Source organism: Flavobacterium sp. HSC-32F16 (assembly GCF_024171645.1).
In the GTDB taxonomy this organism is placed as follows: Bacteria; Bacteroidota; Bacteroidia; order Flavobacteriales; family Flavobacteriaceae; genus Flavobacterium.
On the sequence record NZ_JALKAC010000008.1, the window covers coordinates 198,066 to 210,779 of the forward strand.

A 12,714-nucleotide genomic window follows, 5' to 3' on the forward strand; every position below is an offset into this window, starting at 1 on the left:
GGATTTTTTATCTCTTAAAAGACTAAATGAATTTTACAGCTATAGATTTTGAAACTGCAACAGGATATCATCCCTGTTCTGTTGGTATTGTTACCGTTGAAAACGGAATTATCATTGATGAGTTTGTTACTTTAATAAAGCCGCCAAAAAACGAATACAATCCATTTACTATTCGTGTTCATGGTATTTATCCAAAAGATACTATAAACTCAAAATCATTTTTGCAAGTTTATCCTGAGATTGAAAAAAGATTAAAGAACAGAGTTGTAGTAGCTCATAATGAAAGTTTTGATCGTAACGTTTTAGTTAAATCTATGTTGCTGTACGGTTTAAACTATGAAGATTTGAATATTGCTGTAAAATGGGAATGCACGATGAAAATTTATAAAGCAAAAGGTTTGAAGCCAACTAAATTAAGTGACTGCTGTCATGAAATGAAAATACAATTAAATCATCACGAAGCACTTTCTGATGCCAGAGCTTGTGCCAAACTATATATGCTTCGTTAAAAATAATTATTTTATTTGTAAGAATAATATTAAATTTTTATTATTTTTAGATTTTTGTAATACTATAAAATCTAAAAAATGAAAGAAGACTTCCTTCATTATCTCTGGAAATTCAAGAAGTTTGATACTTTGAATTTAAAAACTGTACAAAATGAATCCATAACAATCATTAAAACAGGTGATTATTTAGAACTTTCGGGACCGGATTTCTTCAATGCGCAAATAAAAATTGGAGATCAAAAATGGGCCGGAAATGTTGAGATTCATTTAAAATCTTCCGATTGGTATTTGCACAATCATGAAAAAGATCCTGCTTATGAAAACGTGATTCTACATGTAGTCTGGGATAATGATACTGCAATTTTTAGAGAAAATAATACCGAGATTCCAGTTTTGATACTTAAGGATTATGTCTCTCAGGAAATAATAGAAAGTTACAATGCACTGGTTTCTCCAAAGACATGGATTTCCTGCGAGAAACAAATAAGTGAGATTAATGATTTTGTTTTTAAGAACTGGCAGGAAAGATTGTTTTTTGAACGTTTAGAGCGCAAATCCACATTTGTTTACAATCTTCTGGAAGAAACAAATCAAGATTGGGAAGCGGTTTTATTTTGTCTGCTTGCTAAGAACTTCGGTTTGAATGCAAATGGTTCTTCTTTTTTACAAATGTCAAAATCAATTCCTTTTTCGACTATAAGAAAAGAAAGCTTTGAAGTTGAAAATCTGGAATCATTACTCTTTGGAACTTTAGGTTTATTGAATGATGAGAAAGAAGATGTTTATTTTCAGGATTTAAAATTCAGGTATTTTTATCTTCTTCATAAATATCAATTAGAAAAAACGTTTATTGATCCCGTTCAGTTTTTTAAACATAGGCCAGATAATTTTCCAACGATTCGGCTTTCGCAGCTTGCGAATTTATATTGTAAGCATCAAAACTTCTTTTCTAAAATAATTGCATTAAAATCGGTCTCAAGCGTTTATGAATTATTGAATGTTTCAGTAAGTTCATATTGGAAAAATCATTACCAATTTGATAAGGTAAGTCCAAAGAAAGCCAAAATATTATCCAAATCATTTCTTGATTTAGTGATTATAAATACCATAATTCCAATTCAGTTTGCTTATTCAAATATAATGGGAGAATCAATTTCTGAAGATTTAATCGAATTTATGAATCAAGTAGCGCCAGAGAAGAATGCAATTATAGATAAGTTCAATTCTTTCGGTATTAAATCAAAAAGTGCATTTGAAACACAGACTTTATTAGAACTAAAAAATGAATACTGTAATCATAAAGCTTGCTTGAAATGTGCTGTAGGAATGGAGCTTTTAAAAAATGATTAGATAATTGACAAATTAGATAATCAGAAATTAGTATTTTTGTAATCTAAAATTAAAAAAATGTCAGCTATTTTAAAACTAAAATTCTTTTTTGAAAAATACGGTTTTCATGTATCATCAAGACTGGCAGATAAGCTGGGAATGCGTGTAACGAGCGTTAGGCTTTTTTTTATCTACATATCATTTGTTACGGCAGGTTTAGGTTTTGGAGTGTATCTTACGTTGGCTTTCTGGATTCGTCTAAAAGATCTAATCCGCGCTAAAAGGACTTCTGTATTTGATTTATAAACCAATTACTGAGCATAAAAAAAGGGATCATAATTAATTTATGATCCCTTTTTTAAGTTATATCAGAATTATTTTTCCGGATTATTTAATTTACTGTTTTTCTTACCGTAAACAAAGTAAATAAGAATACCTAAAGCCATCCAAATTACAAGTCGTGCCCAGCTCTCATTTGGTAAAGAATACATTAAAGCTAAACAAATAACAATTCCTGCAATTGGAACAAACGGAACCCAAGGAGTCCTGAAAGATCTTGGCGCATCTGGCATTTTTTTACGCATTACCATAACACCAACGCAAACCAATACGAATGCTAATAAAGTTCCAATACTTACCATGTGTCCTAAATCACTTACTGGTACAAGTCCAGCAAATAAACTTACGAATACTAAAAAGAAAAGATTAGTTTTCCAGGGAGTACGGAATTTAGCGTGAATTTCACTAAAGAAAGGAGGTAATAAACCATCTTTACTCATTGTATAGAATACACGGCTTTGTCCCATAAGCATTACTAGCATTACAGAAGTATAACCAGCTAAAATGGCAATAATTAAACCAGTTTGTAAAAAGTCATATCCAGTTACAGCAAACGCAGTAGCAGCAGGTTTTGCATCTCCGGCAAATTTATAGTAAGGTACAAGTCCTGTCATAACATGAGAGAACAATACATATAATAAAGTACAAATTACTAATGAACCCAAAATACCAATTGGCATTCCCTTTTGAGGATTTTTAGCTTCTTGTGCGGCTGTAGAAACAGCATCAAAACCAATAAAAGCAAAGAATACAGTACCGGCTCCGGCAGCAATTCCAGACCATCCAAATTTTCCAAAAACACCTGTATTTTCAGGAATATAAGGAATATAGTTTGTTGGGTCAATAAATTTCCATCCTAGTACAATAAAGATAATAACTACAGCTACTTTTACAACTACTAATATATTGTTGATAGTTGCAGATTCTTTTGTTCCTTTAATTAACAATAAAGAAAGAAGAGAAACGATGAAAATAGCAGGTAAATTTATAATTCCGCCTTCAATTACAGTACCGTTGCTCAATGTTAAGGTTTCCCAAGGAGAACATATTAAATCCGGCGGCAGATGAATGTTAAATTTAGCAAGTAACTCGAGCAGGTATCTAGACCAGCTGACTCCCACGGTGGCGGCGCCCAAAGCATATTCTAAAACTAAATCCCAACCAATGATCCAGGCCATAAATTCTCCCATAGTCGCATACGAATAAGTATAAGCGCTACCGGCAACAGGTATCATTGAAGCAAATTCAGCATAACAGAGTCCTGCAAATGCGCATCCTACTGCTGCTAAAACAAAAGAAATTGTAACGGCTGGACCAGCATGATCTGCTGCTGCAATTCCTGTTAGCGAAAATAATCCCGCTCCAATAATTGCTCCAACTCCAAGTGCAACAAGCGAACGTGAAGATAAGGTTCTTTTTAGTCCTTTTTCAGATTCGGATGCTTCACCAAGCAATACCGAAAGAGGTTTAGTTTTCCAAATTGACATACTATAATATTGGTTTATTTGTTATTAAGCTCCAAATGTATTGTTTTTTGTAAAAAATAAAAACATTTATCATATTTTAAGTTATAAATTATTTAATTTTTTGCGGAAACGTGAAAACAAGATTGTTTGTGAGCTGAAATTCATCAATTTAATTGAGAAGCACCTGTAGGGCATATAATTCTGCTAAAAATCGATTTCTTACTATTTTTCTTAATAAATTAATTTGTTTTTTGTTATTTTATACTTTTTATATACGGTCTATATTATAGTTAAAATGAATTTTAAAGCACTCAATGCCTATTTTAGGTATACAAATCAACAGAGAAAAGGTCTTTTTTTATTTTTTACTGTTGTTATTTTATTGCAGTCAATTTATTTCTTTTACGATTTTACTCAGCCAGAAGAAAATATGTCTGCCGAAAAAGATTGGTTGTCTTTACAAAAAGAAGTTGATGCGGCTAAACTATTGAAGTTAAATGGTGAACAAAAAGTTTACACTTTTAATCCCAATTTTATTTCCGACTATAAAGGATATAAACTTGGAATGTCTGTTCAGGAAATTGACAGATTGTTAGCTTTTAGAAAAGAAAATAAATATGTAAACTCGGCTGCGGAGTTTCAGGAAGTGACTCAAATTTCAGATTCGCTGTTAAAAGTGCTTTTGCCTTTGTTTAAATTTCCGGACTGGACACAAAAGAAAAATGATTTCAAAGCAGAGAAAAAAGAATATGCTCAAAAAACTTTTGTGAAAAAAGAAAAGGTTGTATTAATAGATATTAATCAGGCTGGTCAGGAAGATTTAATTAAGGTTTACGGAATAGGAGAAGCATTGTCCTCCAGAATACTCAAACAAAAAGAAATTTTAGGAGGTTTTGTCTCTATGGAACAGCTTGGAGATGTTTGGGGATTATCGCCTGAAGTAATAATTGAATTAAACAAATATTTTAAAGTTATTGTGCCTGCAAATTTTAAAAAGATACCTATAAATGATGCATCCTTAAAGGAGTTATCTCAATTTCCTTATTTTAAATATTCTCTTGCAAAACAAATTGTAACCTATAGAAGTATGAATGGAAATTTTAATAATATTGAGGATTTGTCAAAAATTAAAGGTTTTCCTGTTGAAAAAGCAAAAATAATTAGTTTATATTTGGAGTTCTAAAAAATTACTAAAATGAATTTTGAATATAACGAAATGCAGTTAATGATTGCGCAATCTATAAAGGACTTTGCAGAAAAAAACATTAAACCTTATATAATGGAGTGGGATGAGGCGCAGATTTTTCCTGTCGACTTATTTAAGAAATTGGGTGAAATGGGATTTATGGGAGTTTTAGTTCCAGAGGAATACGGAGGTTCAGGATTAGGGTATCATGAATATATTACGGTAGTTGAAGAAATCTCTAAAGTTGATCCTTCAATTGGATTATCTGTTGCTGCACATAATTCGCTTTGTACTAATCATATTTTGACCTTTGGAAATGATGAGCAAAAGAAAAAATTTTTACCAAAGCTGGCAACGGCAGAACATATTGGAGCATGGGGACTAACCGAGCATAATACAGGTTCAGATGCAGGAGGAATGAATACAACAGCTGTAAAAGACGGTGATTTCTGGGTAATTAATGGGGCTAAAAACTTTATTACTCATGCTGTATCAGGTGATGTTGCGGTTGTGATTGTTAGAACGGGAGAAAAAGGCGATTCAAAAGGAATGACTGCTTTTGTGTTGGAAAAAGGAATGGCAGGTTTTTCATCGGGTAAAAAAGAGAATAAATTAGGTATGCGTGCAAGTGAAACTGCCGAATTGGTTTTTGATAACTGCCGTGTGCCTGATGCAAATAGATTAGGTGAAGTAGGTCAGGGATTTGTTCAGGCCATGAAAATTTTGGATGGAGGCCGAATTTCAATTGGTGCTCTATCTTTGGGGATTTCAAAGGGAGCTTACGAAGCAGCATTGAAATATTCAAAAGAAAGACATCAGTTTGGGCAGCCAATTAGTAATTTTCAGGGCATTTCATTTAAATTGGCAGATATGGCGACTGAAATCGAGGCATCAGAGTTGCTTTTGCATAAGGCAGCTTATTTAAAACAGCAGCATAAACCAGTAACTACATTAGGCGCTATGGCAAAAATGTATGCATCAGAAGCTTGTGTGAAAATTGCAAATGAAGCTGTTCAAATACATGGAGGCTATGGTTATACTAAAGATTTTCCGGTAGAAAAATTTTACAGAGATTCTAAATTATGTACCATTGGAGAGGGAACAACTGAAATTCAAAAATTAGTTATCTCTAGAAATCTTCTGAAAGAATAAAGAATAAAGAAGCTCTGTCTATTTTCTATTCTCTATTCTCTCACAAAAAAAAATCACAATTTATAACTCATAATTCATAATTAATTTCTACATTTGCAGCCTTAACGAGAGGAGGTGTCTATATTATGTTAATTATACCAATTAAAGACGGAGAAAATATCGATAGAGCATTAAAGCGCTATAAAAGAAAATTTGATAAAACAGGAACTGTTCGTCAATTAAGAGCACGTACTGCTTTTATTAAGCCTTCTGTTGTAAAAAGAGCTCAAATTCAAAAAGCTGCTTACATTCAAACTTTAAAAGATAGTTTAGAAAGTTAGTATTTTGCTTTTAAAAAATAATTACCGTTAGTGATCAAAATGTATTAATTTTGATTCTAACGGTTTTTTGTTTTTAAACCTTTTTTAATTTGTTAAAGATATGAAATCGAATAAACAGGCATTTCAGGATTATTTGCAGTTTGAGAAAAAATATTCTCCTCATACTGTAAATGCTTATTTAAATGATTTAGGTTTTTTTGAAAGCTTTAATAAAGAACGTTTTGAGCAGGATTCTATTGAGAAAGTGAATTATAGTCAGATTAGGAGTTGGATTGTTTCTTTGGTGGATCAAGGGGTTTCTAATGTTTCTGTAAATCGCAAAATGGCTTCTTTGAAGGCTTTTTATAAGTTTCTTTTAAAAGTAAAGCAAATAGAAGTAAGTCCAATGCTTAAACATAAAGCGCTTAAAACTCCAAAAATTGTTCAGATTCCGTTTTCTGAAAAAGAAGTAAATGATTTGATGCAGGGGGTTGTTTCTCCGGTAGGGTTTGAAGAGATAAGAGATAAGCTTATTGTTGATTTGTTTTATACAACGGGAATGAGGCGTGCAGAGCTGATAGGTCTGATGTTTAGAAATGTTGATTTGTCTTCAAGTGTTGTAAAAGTTTTAGGTAAAAGAAATAAAGAGCGTATCGTGCCGTTGTTGTCAATTGTTACGGATCAGATTTATTTGTATTTAAAAGAGAGGGAACGGCTTGAGCAGATTGTAGATTCTGATTATTTTTTTATTTCGAAAAAAGGGTTAAAATTAAGCGAATCTTTTGTGTATCGTTTAATAAATTGCTACTTTAGTAGAGTCTCTGAAAAGGTAAAAAAAAGTCCTCATGTGCTTAGGCATACATTTGCGACTCACTTACTTAATAATGGGGCGGATTTAAATTCAGTTAAGGAGTTATTAGGGCATTCGAGTTTGGCATCTACGCAGGTTTATACTCATAATAGTTTGGCAGAGTTAAAAAAAGTGTATTCAGACGCACATCCTAGAAATAAATGATAACTCCAAAAGTTTAACCCTAAAATTATTATTATGAAGGTAGATGTTCATGCAGTTAACTTTACTGTCGACAGAAAATTAGTGGATTTTATTCAAGAGAGAATGGATAAGCTTGAAAAGTATTACGACCGAGTAGTTTCGGCTGATGTTTTTTTAAAGGTTGAAAGAACAAGTGAGAAAGAGAATAAGGCGGTAGAGATTAGGATTAATGTTCCGGGAGATGAGTTTTTGGTAAAAAAACAATGTAAAACCTTTGAGGAGGCTGTTGAGCTTTCGGCGGAATCATTAGAACGTTTGCTGGTTAAGAGGAAAGAAAAAATAAGAGCGCATATATAATTGAAATTTTTTTTAAAAAATGTTTTGATTAAAAGATAAAATAGCTACATTTGCAGTCCGTTAGAAATAGCGGACTTTTTTAATGTATTCGCCGATGTAGCTCAGCTGGCTAGAGCAGCTGATTTGTAATCAGCAGGTCGTGGGTTCGAGTCCCTCTATCGGCTCAAAAATATTTCAAATGCGATTTGAAATAAGTTCTTTTAAAGTGTTGAAAAATAAGAATTTGTGATTTTATTGATGATTGTGGGTTAATCTGGAATCTGATATTAAAATTATAAGTTATTCGGGGAGATACTCAAGCGGCCAACGAGGGCAGACTGTAAATCTGCTGTGTGAACTTCGCAGGTTCGAATCCTGCTCTCCCCACAAAAAAAGAAGTTAAGATTTTGGATTGTAGCTTTTGGTTTTAAAAATCTAAAAGCGAAATTCAAAAATCTAAAATCAGAACTCTCTGCCGGTGTAGCTCAGGGGTAGAGTGCTTCCTTGGTAAGGAAGAGGTCTCGGGTTCAAATCCCGACATTGGCTCAAGTAAGTAGGAAATTGAAAATTAATATATAACTAAGATTAAAAATTAAGTAAAATGGCAAAGGAGAATTTTAATCGTTCCAAACCGCACTTAAACATAGGTACAATTGGACACGTAGATCACGGAAAAACTACATTAACTGCTGCAATTACAAAAGTATTGTCAGATGCTGGTTACTGTCAAGCAAAATCGTTTGATCAAATCGATAACGCTCCAGAGGAGAAAGAAAGAGGTATTACTATTAATACATCACACGTAGAGTATGAAACTGCTAACCGTCACTACGCTCACGTTGACTGTCCTGGTCACGCGGATTACGTAAAGAACATGGTTACTGGTGCTGCTCAAATGGACGGTGCTATCTTAGTAGTTGCTGCTACAGATGGTCCAATGCCACAAACTCGTGAGCACATCCTTTTAGGACGTCAGGTTGGTATTCCAAGAATCGTTGTTTTCATGAACAAAGTGGATATGGTTGATGATGCTGAGTTGTTAGAGCTTGTTGAAATGGAAATTAGAGATTTATTATCTTTCTACGAATATGATGGAGATAATGGTCCTGTAGTTCAAGGTTCTGCTTTAGGAGGATTGAATAATGATCCTGCTTGGGTACCAAAAATCATTGAATTAATGGAAGCTGTTGATGCTTGGATCGAAGAGCCAGTGCGTGACGTAGCTAAACCATTCTTGATGCCGGTTGAAGACGTATTTACAATTACTGGTCGTGGAACTGTTGCTACAGGTCGTATCGAAACTGGTATTGCTAATACAGGTGATGCTGTTGAAATCATTGGTATGGGAGCTGATAAATTAACTTCTACTATTACAGGAGTTGAGATGTTCCGTAAAATCCTTGATAGAGGTGAAGCTGGAGATAACGTAGGTTTATTGTTAAGAGGTATTGATAAAGAATCTATCAAAAGAGGAATGGTTATCATTAAGCCAGGATCAGTAAAACCACACGCTACTTTTAAAGCTGAGGTTTATATCTTGAAAAAAGAAGAAGGTGGACGTCATACTCCATTCCACAATAACTACCGTCCACAGTTCTACGTACGTACAACTGACGTAACTGGAGTTATTACTTTACCAGAAGGAGTAGAGATGGTAATGCCAGGAGATAACTTGACTATCAATGTTGCTTTATTAAGCCCAATCGCAATGAGCGTAGGTTTACGTTTTGCTATCCGTGAAGGTGGTAGAACTGTAGGTGCAGGTCAGGTGACTGAAATCGTAGGATAATCCTATAAAAAACTATAAAAAGCCAGTTGATTTTCTTAACTGAAATCACTGGCTTTTAATTACGGGCGTAGTTCAAGGGTAGAATAGCGGTCTCCAAAACCGTTGATGGGGGTTCGAATCCCTCCGCCCGTGCAATAAAAAAATAGATCAAATGACAAAAGTTACTAATTATTTATCAGAGGCTTTCGAGGAATTAAAGTCAAATGTTACTTGGCCTGCTTGGGCTGAAGTTCAAAAATTGACAATTGTTGTGGCTGTATTTTCGATTCTTTTCGCTTTGGCAACTTGGGGAGTAGACGAATTTTTTGCAAAAGCTTTGGCTGGATTTTTTAACTGGTTAAAAGGATAATTTTTTTGTGATGGCAGATAATAATGTGAAAAAATGGTATGTGGTTAGAGCTGTAAGCGGCCAGGAGAACAAGGTTAAAGCTTACATCGAAACTGAGATTGCCAGACTAGGGATGGAGGATTATGTTTCCCAGGTTTTAGTGCCTACTGAAAAAGTAGTTACTGTAAAAGAGGGAAAAAAGATGTCTAAGGATAAAGTATATTTTCCTGGATACGTTATGATTGAAGCTAACTTAGTTGGTGAGATACCTCATATTATTAAGTCTATTACTAGTGTAATTGGTTTTTTGGGGGAAATTAAAGGAGGAGAACCTGTTCCTTTGAGACTTTCTGAGGTAAATCGTATGTTAGGTAAAGTGGATGAACTTGCTGTAAATACAGATACAAGATCGATTCCATTCAGCTTAGGAGAGACAGTAAAAGTGATCGATGGTCCTTTTAATGGTTTTAATGGTACGGTTGAAAAAATCAATGAAGAAAAGCGTAAACTTGAGGTAATGGTTAAGATTTTCGGAAGAAAAACTCCATTAGAATTGAGTTTTATGCAAGTTGAAAAAGTATAATTTTTTGTTACATATAATATCCATCGCAATCGCTTCCAATTGATTGTGGTGTTAAATTTTTTAAAAATGGCTAAAGAAATTAGTAAGGTAGTTAAACTACAAGTTAAGGGAGGTGCTGCGAACCCGTCGCCACCGGTTGGACCTGCTTTAGGAGCTGCTGGGGTTAATATCATGGAGTTTTGTAAGCAATTTAATGCTAGAACTCAGGATAAACCTGGCAAAATTTGTCCAGTGCAAATCACTGTGTACAAAGACAAATCATTTGATTTTGTTGTTAAGACTCCTCCAGCGGCAGTTCAGTTAATGGAAGCTGCAAAGCTAAAATCTGGTTCTGGTGAGCCTAATCGTAAAAAAGTAGCTAGTGTTACTTGGGAACAAATTAGAGCTATTGCTGAAGACAAAATGCCTGACTTAAATGCTTTTACAGTAGAAAAAGCAATGAGTATGGTTGCAGGAACAGCTAGATCTATGGGTATAACCGTATCAGGAGATGCTCCTTTTTAATTAAGAAAAAGACATGGCAAAATTAACAAAAAAGCAAAAAGAGGCTGCTTCAAAAATTGAAAAGAACAAATTATACTCTCTTAAAGATGCTGCGGCATTATTGAAAGTTGTTGCTTCTGCAAAATTTGATGAGTCTGTTGATATCGCAGTTCGTTTGGGTGTAGATCCAAGAAAAGCGAATCAAATGGTAAGAGGTGTGGTAACATTACCACACGGAACAGGAAAAGATGTTAAAGTATTAGCATTGGTTACTCCAGATAAAGAGGCTGAAGCAAGAGAAGCTGGAGCAGATCACGTTGGTCTTGACGATTACTTACAGAAAATTAAAGATGGTTGGACAGATGTTGATGTTATCATCACTATGCCAGCTGTAATGGGTAAATTAGGTCCATTAGGTCGTATTTTAGGACCTAGAGGTTTAATGCCAAACCCTAAAACAGGTACTGTAACTATGGATGTTGCAAAAGCTGTTCAAGAGGTTAAAGCTGGTAAAATTGACTTTAAAGTTGATAAAACTGGTATCGTTCATGCAGGAATTGGTAAAGTTTCTTTTGGAGCTGAGCAAATTGTTGATAACGCACACGAAATTATTCAAACATTAATAAAACTTAAACCAACTGCTGCTAAAGGTACATACATTAAAGGTATTCACCTTACAAGCACTATGAGTCCTGCGATTGCATTAGACCCAAAAGCAGTATAATTGGTAGTTAAAAATTTTTAGTATGACTAGAGAAGAAAAATCAATCGCGATTGAAAATTTAACTGCGCAGTTAGCTGGTACAAATATCATTTATGTATCTGATATTTCTGGTTTAAACGCAGAGACAACTTCAAACTTGCGTAGAGCTTGCTTTAAAGCAGGTATTAAATTAGAGGTTGTTAAGAACACTTTGCTTGCAAAAGCAATGGAAGCTTCTGCTAATGATTATGGTGATTTACCTACAGTTTTAACTGGTAACAGTGCTATATTTATTTCTGATGTGGCTAATGCACCTGGAAAAATTATCAAAGATTTCCGTAAGAAATCTGATAAACCAGTTTTAAAAGGAGCATACATCAATTCTGAAGTATATATTGGAGACAACCAATTAGAAGCATTAGCGACTATTAAATCTAAAGAAGAGTTACTTGGAGAACTTATTGGATTATTACAATCTCCAGCTCAAAGAATTATTTCTGCTTTACAAAACAAATTCGCAGGAAGCGAAGAAGAAACTGAAGCATAATAATCAAAACAAGGGAGCTTGCTGCCTTGTTGCTTAATTAGCGCACAATAATTAAATTATATTTTTACAAATCATTTTAAACGATAGAAAAATGGCAGATTTGAAACAATTCGCAGAACAATTAGTTAACTTAACAGTTAAAGAAGTTAACGAATTAGCAACAATATTAAAAGACGAGTATGGTATCGAGCCTGCTGCTGCAGCTGTAGTAGTTGCTGCTGGTGGTGGAGAAGGTGCTGCTGAAGAAGCACAAACTGAATTTACAGTTGTATTAAAAGAAGCTGGTGCTTCTAAATTAGCAGTTGTAAAATTAGTAAAAGAACTTACAGGTTTAGGTCTTAAAGAAGCTAAAGATGTAGTTGACGGTGCTCCAAGTAACGTTAAAGAAGGTGTTTCTAAAGAAGAGGCTGAAGGTCTTAAAAAATCATTAGAAGAAGCTGGAGCTGTTGTTGAGTTAAAATAACAAAACACAGTTTAGAACTAGGTTTAGACCTTGGATGGGATCATCCAAGGGTCTAAACCATTTTTCGTATAATAAAATATATTAAATTTTATTATCAAATTAGTTTAAAATACGAAAAAGTTTTTGATCAATACGAAGAAAAAAAATTGAACTGAATTCTTAGTTTATTTTTAAAGATGTATTGATTTTAAAAAGAAAGTATAAACTA

16 protein-coding genes and 4 tRNA genes are annotated in these 12,714 nt (G+C 33.8%); 19 read left to right on the top strand and 1 reads right to left on the bottom strand.

Annotated features, from left to right (window positions below; genetic code table 11):
- The first annotated feature begins 26 nt into the window (after nucleotides 1-26).
- The 3 genes from L1276_RS19785 (at nucleotide 27) to L1276_RS19795 (ending at nucleotide 2,144) form a co-directional block, all read left to right on the top strand.
- Nucleotides 27-509, top strand: a complete 483-nt coding sequence (locus L1276_RS19785) for a 3'-5' exonuclease (protein WP_253790911.1) — start codon at nucleotides 27-29, stop codon at nucleotides 507-509.
- 78 nt (nucleotides 510-587) lie between these two features.
- Nucleotides 588-1,859 carry a DUF2851 family protein gene (locus tag L1276_RS19790; protein ID WP_253790913.1) on the top strand — a complete coding sequence of 424 codons (1,272 nt, stop codon included), beginning with the start codon at nucleotides 588-590 and terminating at the stop codon, nucleotides 1,857-1,859.
- Nucleotides 1,860-1,916: 57 nt separating this feature from the next.
- Nucleotides 1,917-2,144, top strand: coding sequence for a PspC family transcriptional regulator (locus L1276_RS19795; protein ID WP_007810860.1), 228 nt, complete (start codon nucleotides 1,917-1,919; stop codon nucleotides 2,142-2,144).
- 68 nt (nucleotides 2,145-2,212) lie between these two features.
- Here the strand turns inward: L1276_RS19795 and L1276_RS19800 are convergent, their stop codons facing one another.
- Nucleotides 2,213-3,664, bottom strand: coding sequence for an amino acid permease (locus L1276_RS19800; protein ID WP_253790915.1), 1,452 nt, complete (start codon nucleotides 3,662-3,664; stop codon nucleotides 2,213-2,215).
- 274 nt (nucleotides 3,665-3,938) lie between these two features.
- On the opposite strand from L1276_RS19800, the gene L1276_RS19805 reads away from it, so the two are divergent.
- From L1276_RS19805 to rplL, 16 genes are all read left to right on the top strand, one after another.
- On the top strand, nucleotides 3,939-4,826 hold the full coding sequence (locus tag L1276_RS19805) for a helix-hairpin-helix domain-containing protein (RefSeq protein WP_253790917.1): 888 nt from the start codon (nucleotides 3,939-3,941) through the stop codon (nucleotides 4,824-4,826).
- 12 nt (nucleotides 4,827-4,838) lie between these two features.
- Nucleotides 4,839-5,981 (top strand): acyl-CoA dehydrogenase family protein, encoded by a 1,143-nt coding sequence (locus L1276_RS19810; protein ID WP_253790919.1) that lies wholly within the window; start codon nucleotides 4,839-4,841, stop codon nucleotides 5,979-5,981.
- A gap of 125 nt (nucleotides 5,982-6,106) precedes the next feature.
- Complete coding sequence (gene rpsU, locus L1276_RS19815; protein ID WP_012024008.1) at nucleotides 6,107-6,301, top strand: 30S ribosomal protein S21; 195 nt, start codon at nucleotides 6,107-6,109, stop codon at nucleotides 6,299-6,301.
- A 100-nt stretch (nucleotides 6,302-6,401) separates the two neighbouring features.
- Nucleotides 6,402-7,295 carry a tyrosine-type recombinase/integrase gene (locus L1276_RS19820; RefSeq protein ID WP_253790921.1) on the top strand — a complete coding sequence of 298 codons (894 nt, stop codon included), beginning with the start codon at nucleotides 6,402-6,404 and terminating at the stop codon, nucleotides 7,293-7,295.
- A gap of 33 nt (nucleotides 7,296-7,328) precedes the next feature.
- Nucleotides 7,329-7,631 (top strand): ribosome hibernation-promoting factor, HPF/YfiA family, encoded by a 303-nt coding sequence (gene hpf, locus L1276_RS19825; RefSeq protein WP_253790923.1) that lies wholly within the window; start codon nucleotides 7,329-7,331, stop codon nucleotides 7,629-7,631.
- A 90-nt stretch (nucleotides 7,632-7,721) separates the two neighbouring features.
- A tRNA-Thr gene (locus L1276_RS19830) sits at nucleotides 7,722-7,795 on the top strand.
- Between the two features lie 121 nt (nucleotides 7,796-7,916).
- Nucleotides 7,917-7,997: transfer RNA gene (locus tag L1276_RS19835), tRNA-Tyr, on the top strand.
- An 87-nt stretch (nucleotides 7,998-8,084) separates the two neighbouring features.
- Nucleotides 8,085-8,156, top strand: a tRNA-Thr gene (locus tag L1276_RS19840).
- Between the two features lie 55 nt (nucleotides 8,157-8,211).
- Nucleotides 8,212-9,399 (top strand): elongation factor Tu, encoded by a 1,188-nt coding sequence (gene tuf, locus L1276_RS19845; RefSeq protein ID WP_056205346.1) that lies wholly within the window; start codon nucleotides 8,212-8,214, stop codon nucleotides 9,397-9,399.
- A 61-nt stretch (nucleotides 9,400-9,460) separates the two neighbouring features.
- Nucleotides 9,461-9,531: transfer RNA gene (locus L1276_RS19850), tRNA-Trp, on the top strand.
- A 19-nt stretch (nucleotides 9,532-9,550) separates the two neighbouring features.
- Nucleotides 9,551-9,748 (top strand): preprotein translocase subunit SecE, encoded by a 198-nt coding sequence (gene secE, locus L1276_RS19855; RefSeq protein ID WP_008466927.1) that lies wholly within the window; start codon nucleotides 9,551-9,553, stop codon nucleotides 9,746-9,748.
- Nucleotides 9,749-9,758: 10 nt separating this feature from the next.
- Nucleotides 9,759-10,310 carry a transcription termination/antitermination protein NusG gene (gene nusG / locus L1276_RS19860; RefSeq protein WP_012024012.1) on the top strand — a complete coding sequence of 184 codons (552 nt, stop codon included), beginning with the start codon at nucleotides 9,759-9,761 and terminating at the stop codon, nucleotides 10,308-10,310.
- Nucleotides 10,311-10,376: 66 nt separating this feature from the next.
- Nucleotides 10,377-10,814 (top strand): 50S ribosomal protein L11, encoded by a 438-nt coding sequence (gene rplK, locus L1276_RS19865; RefSeq protein WP_026713295.1) that lies wholly within the window; start codon nucleotides 10,377-10,379, stop codon nucleotides 10,812-10,814.
- Nucleotides 10,815-10,827: 13 nt separating this feature from the next.
- Complete coding sequence (gene rplA / locus L1276_RS19870) at nucleotides 10,828-11,517, top strand: 50S ribosomal protein L1 (RefSeq protein ID WP_012024013.1); 690 nt, start codon at nucleotides 10,828-10,830, stop codon at nucleotides 11,515-11,517.
- A 22-nt stretch (nucleotides 11,518-11,539) separates the two neighbouring features.
- On the top strand, nucleotides 11,540-12,043 hold the full coding sequence (rplJ, locus tag L1276_RS19875; RefSeq protein ID WP_253790926.1) for a 50S ribosomal protein L10: 504 nt from the start codon (nucleotides 11,540-11,542) through the stop codon (nucleotides 12,041-12,043).
- 91 nt (nucleotides 12,044-12,134) lie between these two features.
- Nucleotides 12,135-12,506 (top strand): 50S ribosomal protein L7/L12, encoded by a 372-nt coding sequence (gene rplL, locus L1276_RS19880; RefSeq protein ID WP_007807437.1) that lies wholly within the window; start codon nucleotides 12,135-12,137, stop codon nucleotides 12,504-12,506.
- Nucleotides 12,507-12,714 lie beyond the last annotated feature (208 nt).

Excerpts from the sequence above, each read along its gene's own strand:
- L1276_RS19785 (WP_253790911.1), top strand. The coding sequence starts at position 27 with ATGAATTTTACAGCTATAGATTTTGAAACTGCAACAGGATATCATCCC.
- L1276_RS19790 (WP_253790913.1), top strand. The coding sequence starts at position 588 with ATGAAAGAAGACTTCCTTCATTATCTCTGGAAATTCAAGAAGTTTGAT.
- L1276_RS19795 (WP_007810860.1), top strand. The coding sequence starts at position 1,917 with ATGTCAGCTATTTTAAAACTAAAATTCTTTTTTGAAAAATACGGTTTT.
- L1276_RS19800 (WP_253790915.1), bottom strand. The coding sequence starts at position 3,664 with ATGTCAATTTGGAAAACTAAACCTCTTTCGGTATTGCTTGGTGAAGCA.
- L1276_RS19805 (WP_253790917.1), top strand. The coding sequence starts at position 3,939 with ATGAATTTTAAAGCACTCAATGCCTATTTTAGGTATACAAATCAACAG.
- L1276_RS19810 (WP_253790919.1), top strand. The coding sequence starts at position 4,839 with ATGAATTTTGAATATAACGAAATGCAGTTAATGATTGCGCAATCTATA.
- rpsU (WP_012024008.1), top strand. The coding sequence starts at position 6,107 with ATGTTAATTATACCAATTAAAGACGGAGAAAATATCGATAGAGCATTA.
- L1276_RS19820 (WP_253790921.1), top strand. The coding sequence starts at position 6,402 with ATGAAATCGAATAAACAGGCATTTCAGGATTATTTGCAGTTTGAGAAA.
- hpf (WP_253790923.1), top strand. The coding sequence starts at position 7,329 with ATGAAGGTAGATGTTCATGCAGTTAACTTTACTGTCGACAGAAAATTA.
- tuf (WP_056205346.1), top strand. The coding sequence starts at position 8,212 with ATGGCAAAGGAGAATTTTAATCGTTCCAAACCGCACTTAAACATAGGT.
- secE (WP_008466927.1), top strand. The coding sequence starts at position 9,551 with ATGACAAAAGTTACTAATTATTTATCAGAGGCTTTCGAGGAATTAAAG.
- nusG (WP_012024012.1), top strand. The coding sequence starts at position 9,759 with ATGGCAGATAATAATGTGAAAAAATGGTATGTGGTTAGAGCTGTAAGC.
- rplK (WP_026713295.1), top strand. The coding sequence starts at position 10,377 with ATGGCTAAAGAAATTAGTAAGGTAGTTAAACTACAAGTTAAGGGAGGT.
- rplA (WP_012024013.1), top strand. The coding sequence starts at position 10,828 with ATGGCAAAATTAACAAAAAAGCAAAAAGAGGCTGCTTCAAAAATTGAA.
- rplJ (WP_253790926.1), top strand. The coding sequence starts at position 11,540 with ATGACTAGAGAAGAAAAATCAATCGCGATTGAAAATTTAACTGCGCAG.
- rplL (WP_007807437.1), top strand. The coding sequence starts at position 12,135 with ATGGCAGATTTGAAACAATTCGCAGAACAATTAGTTAACTTAACAGTT.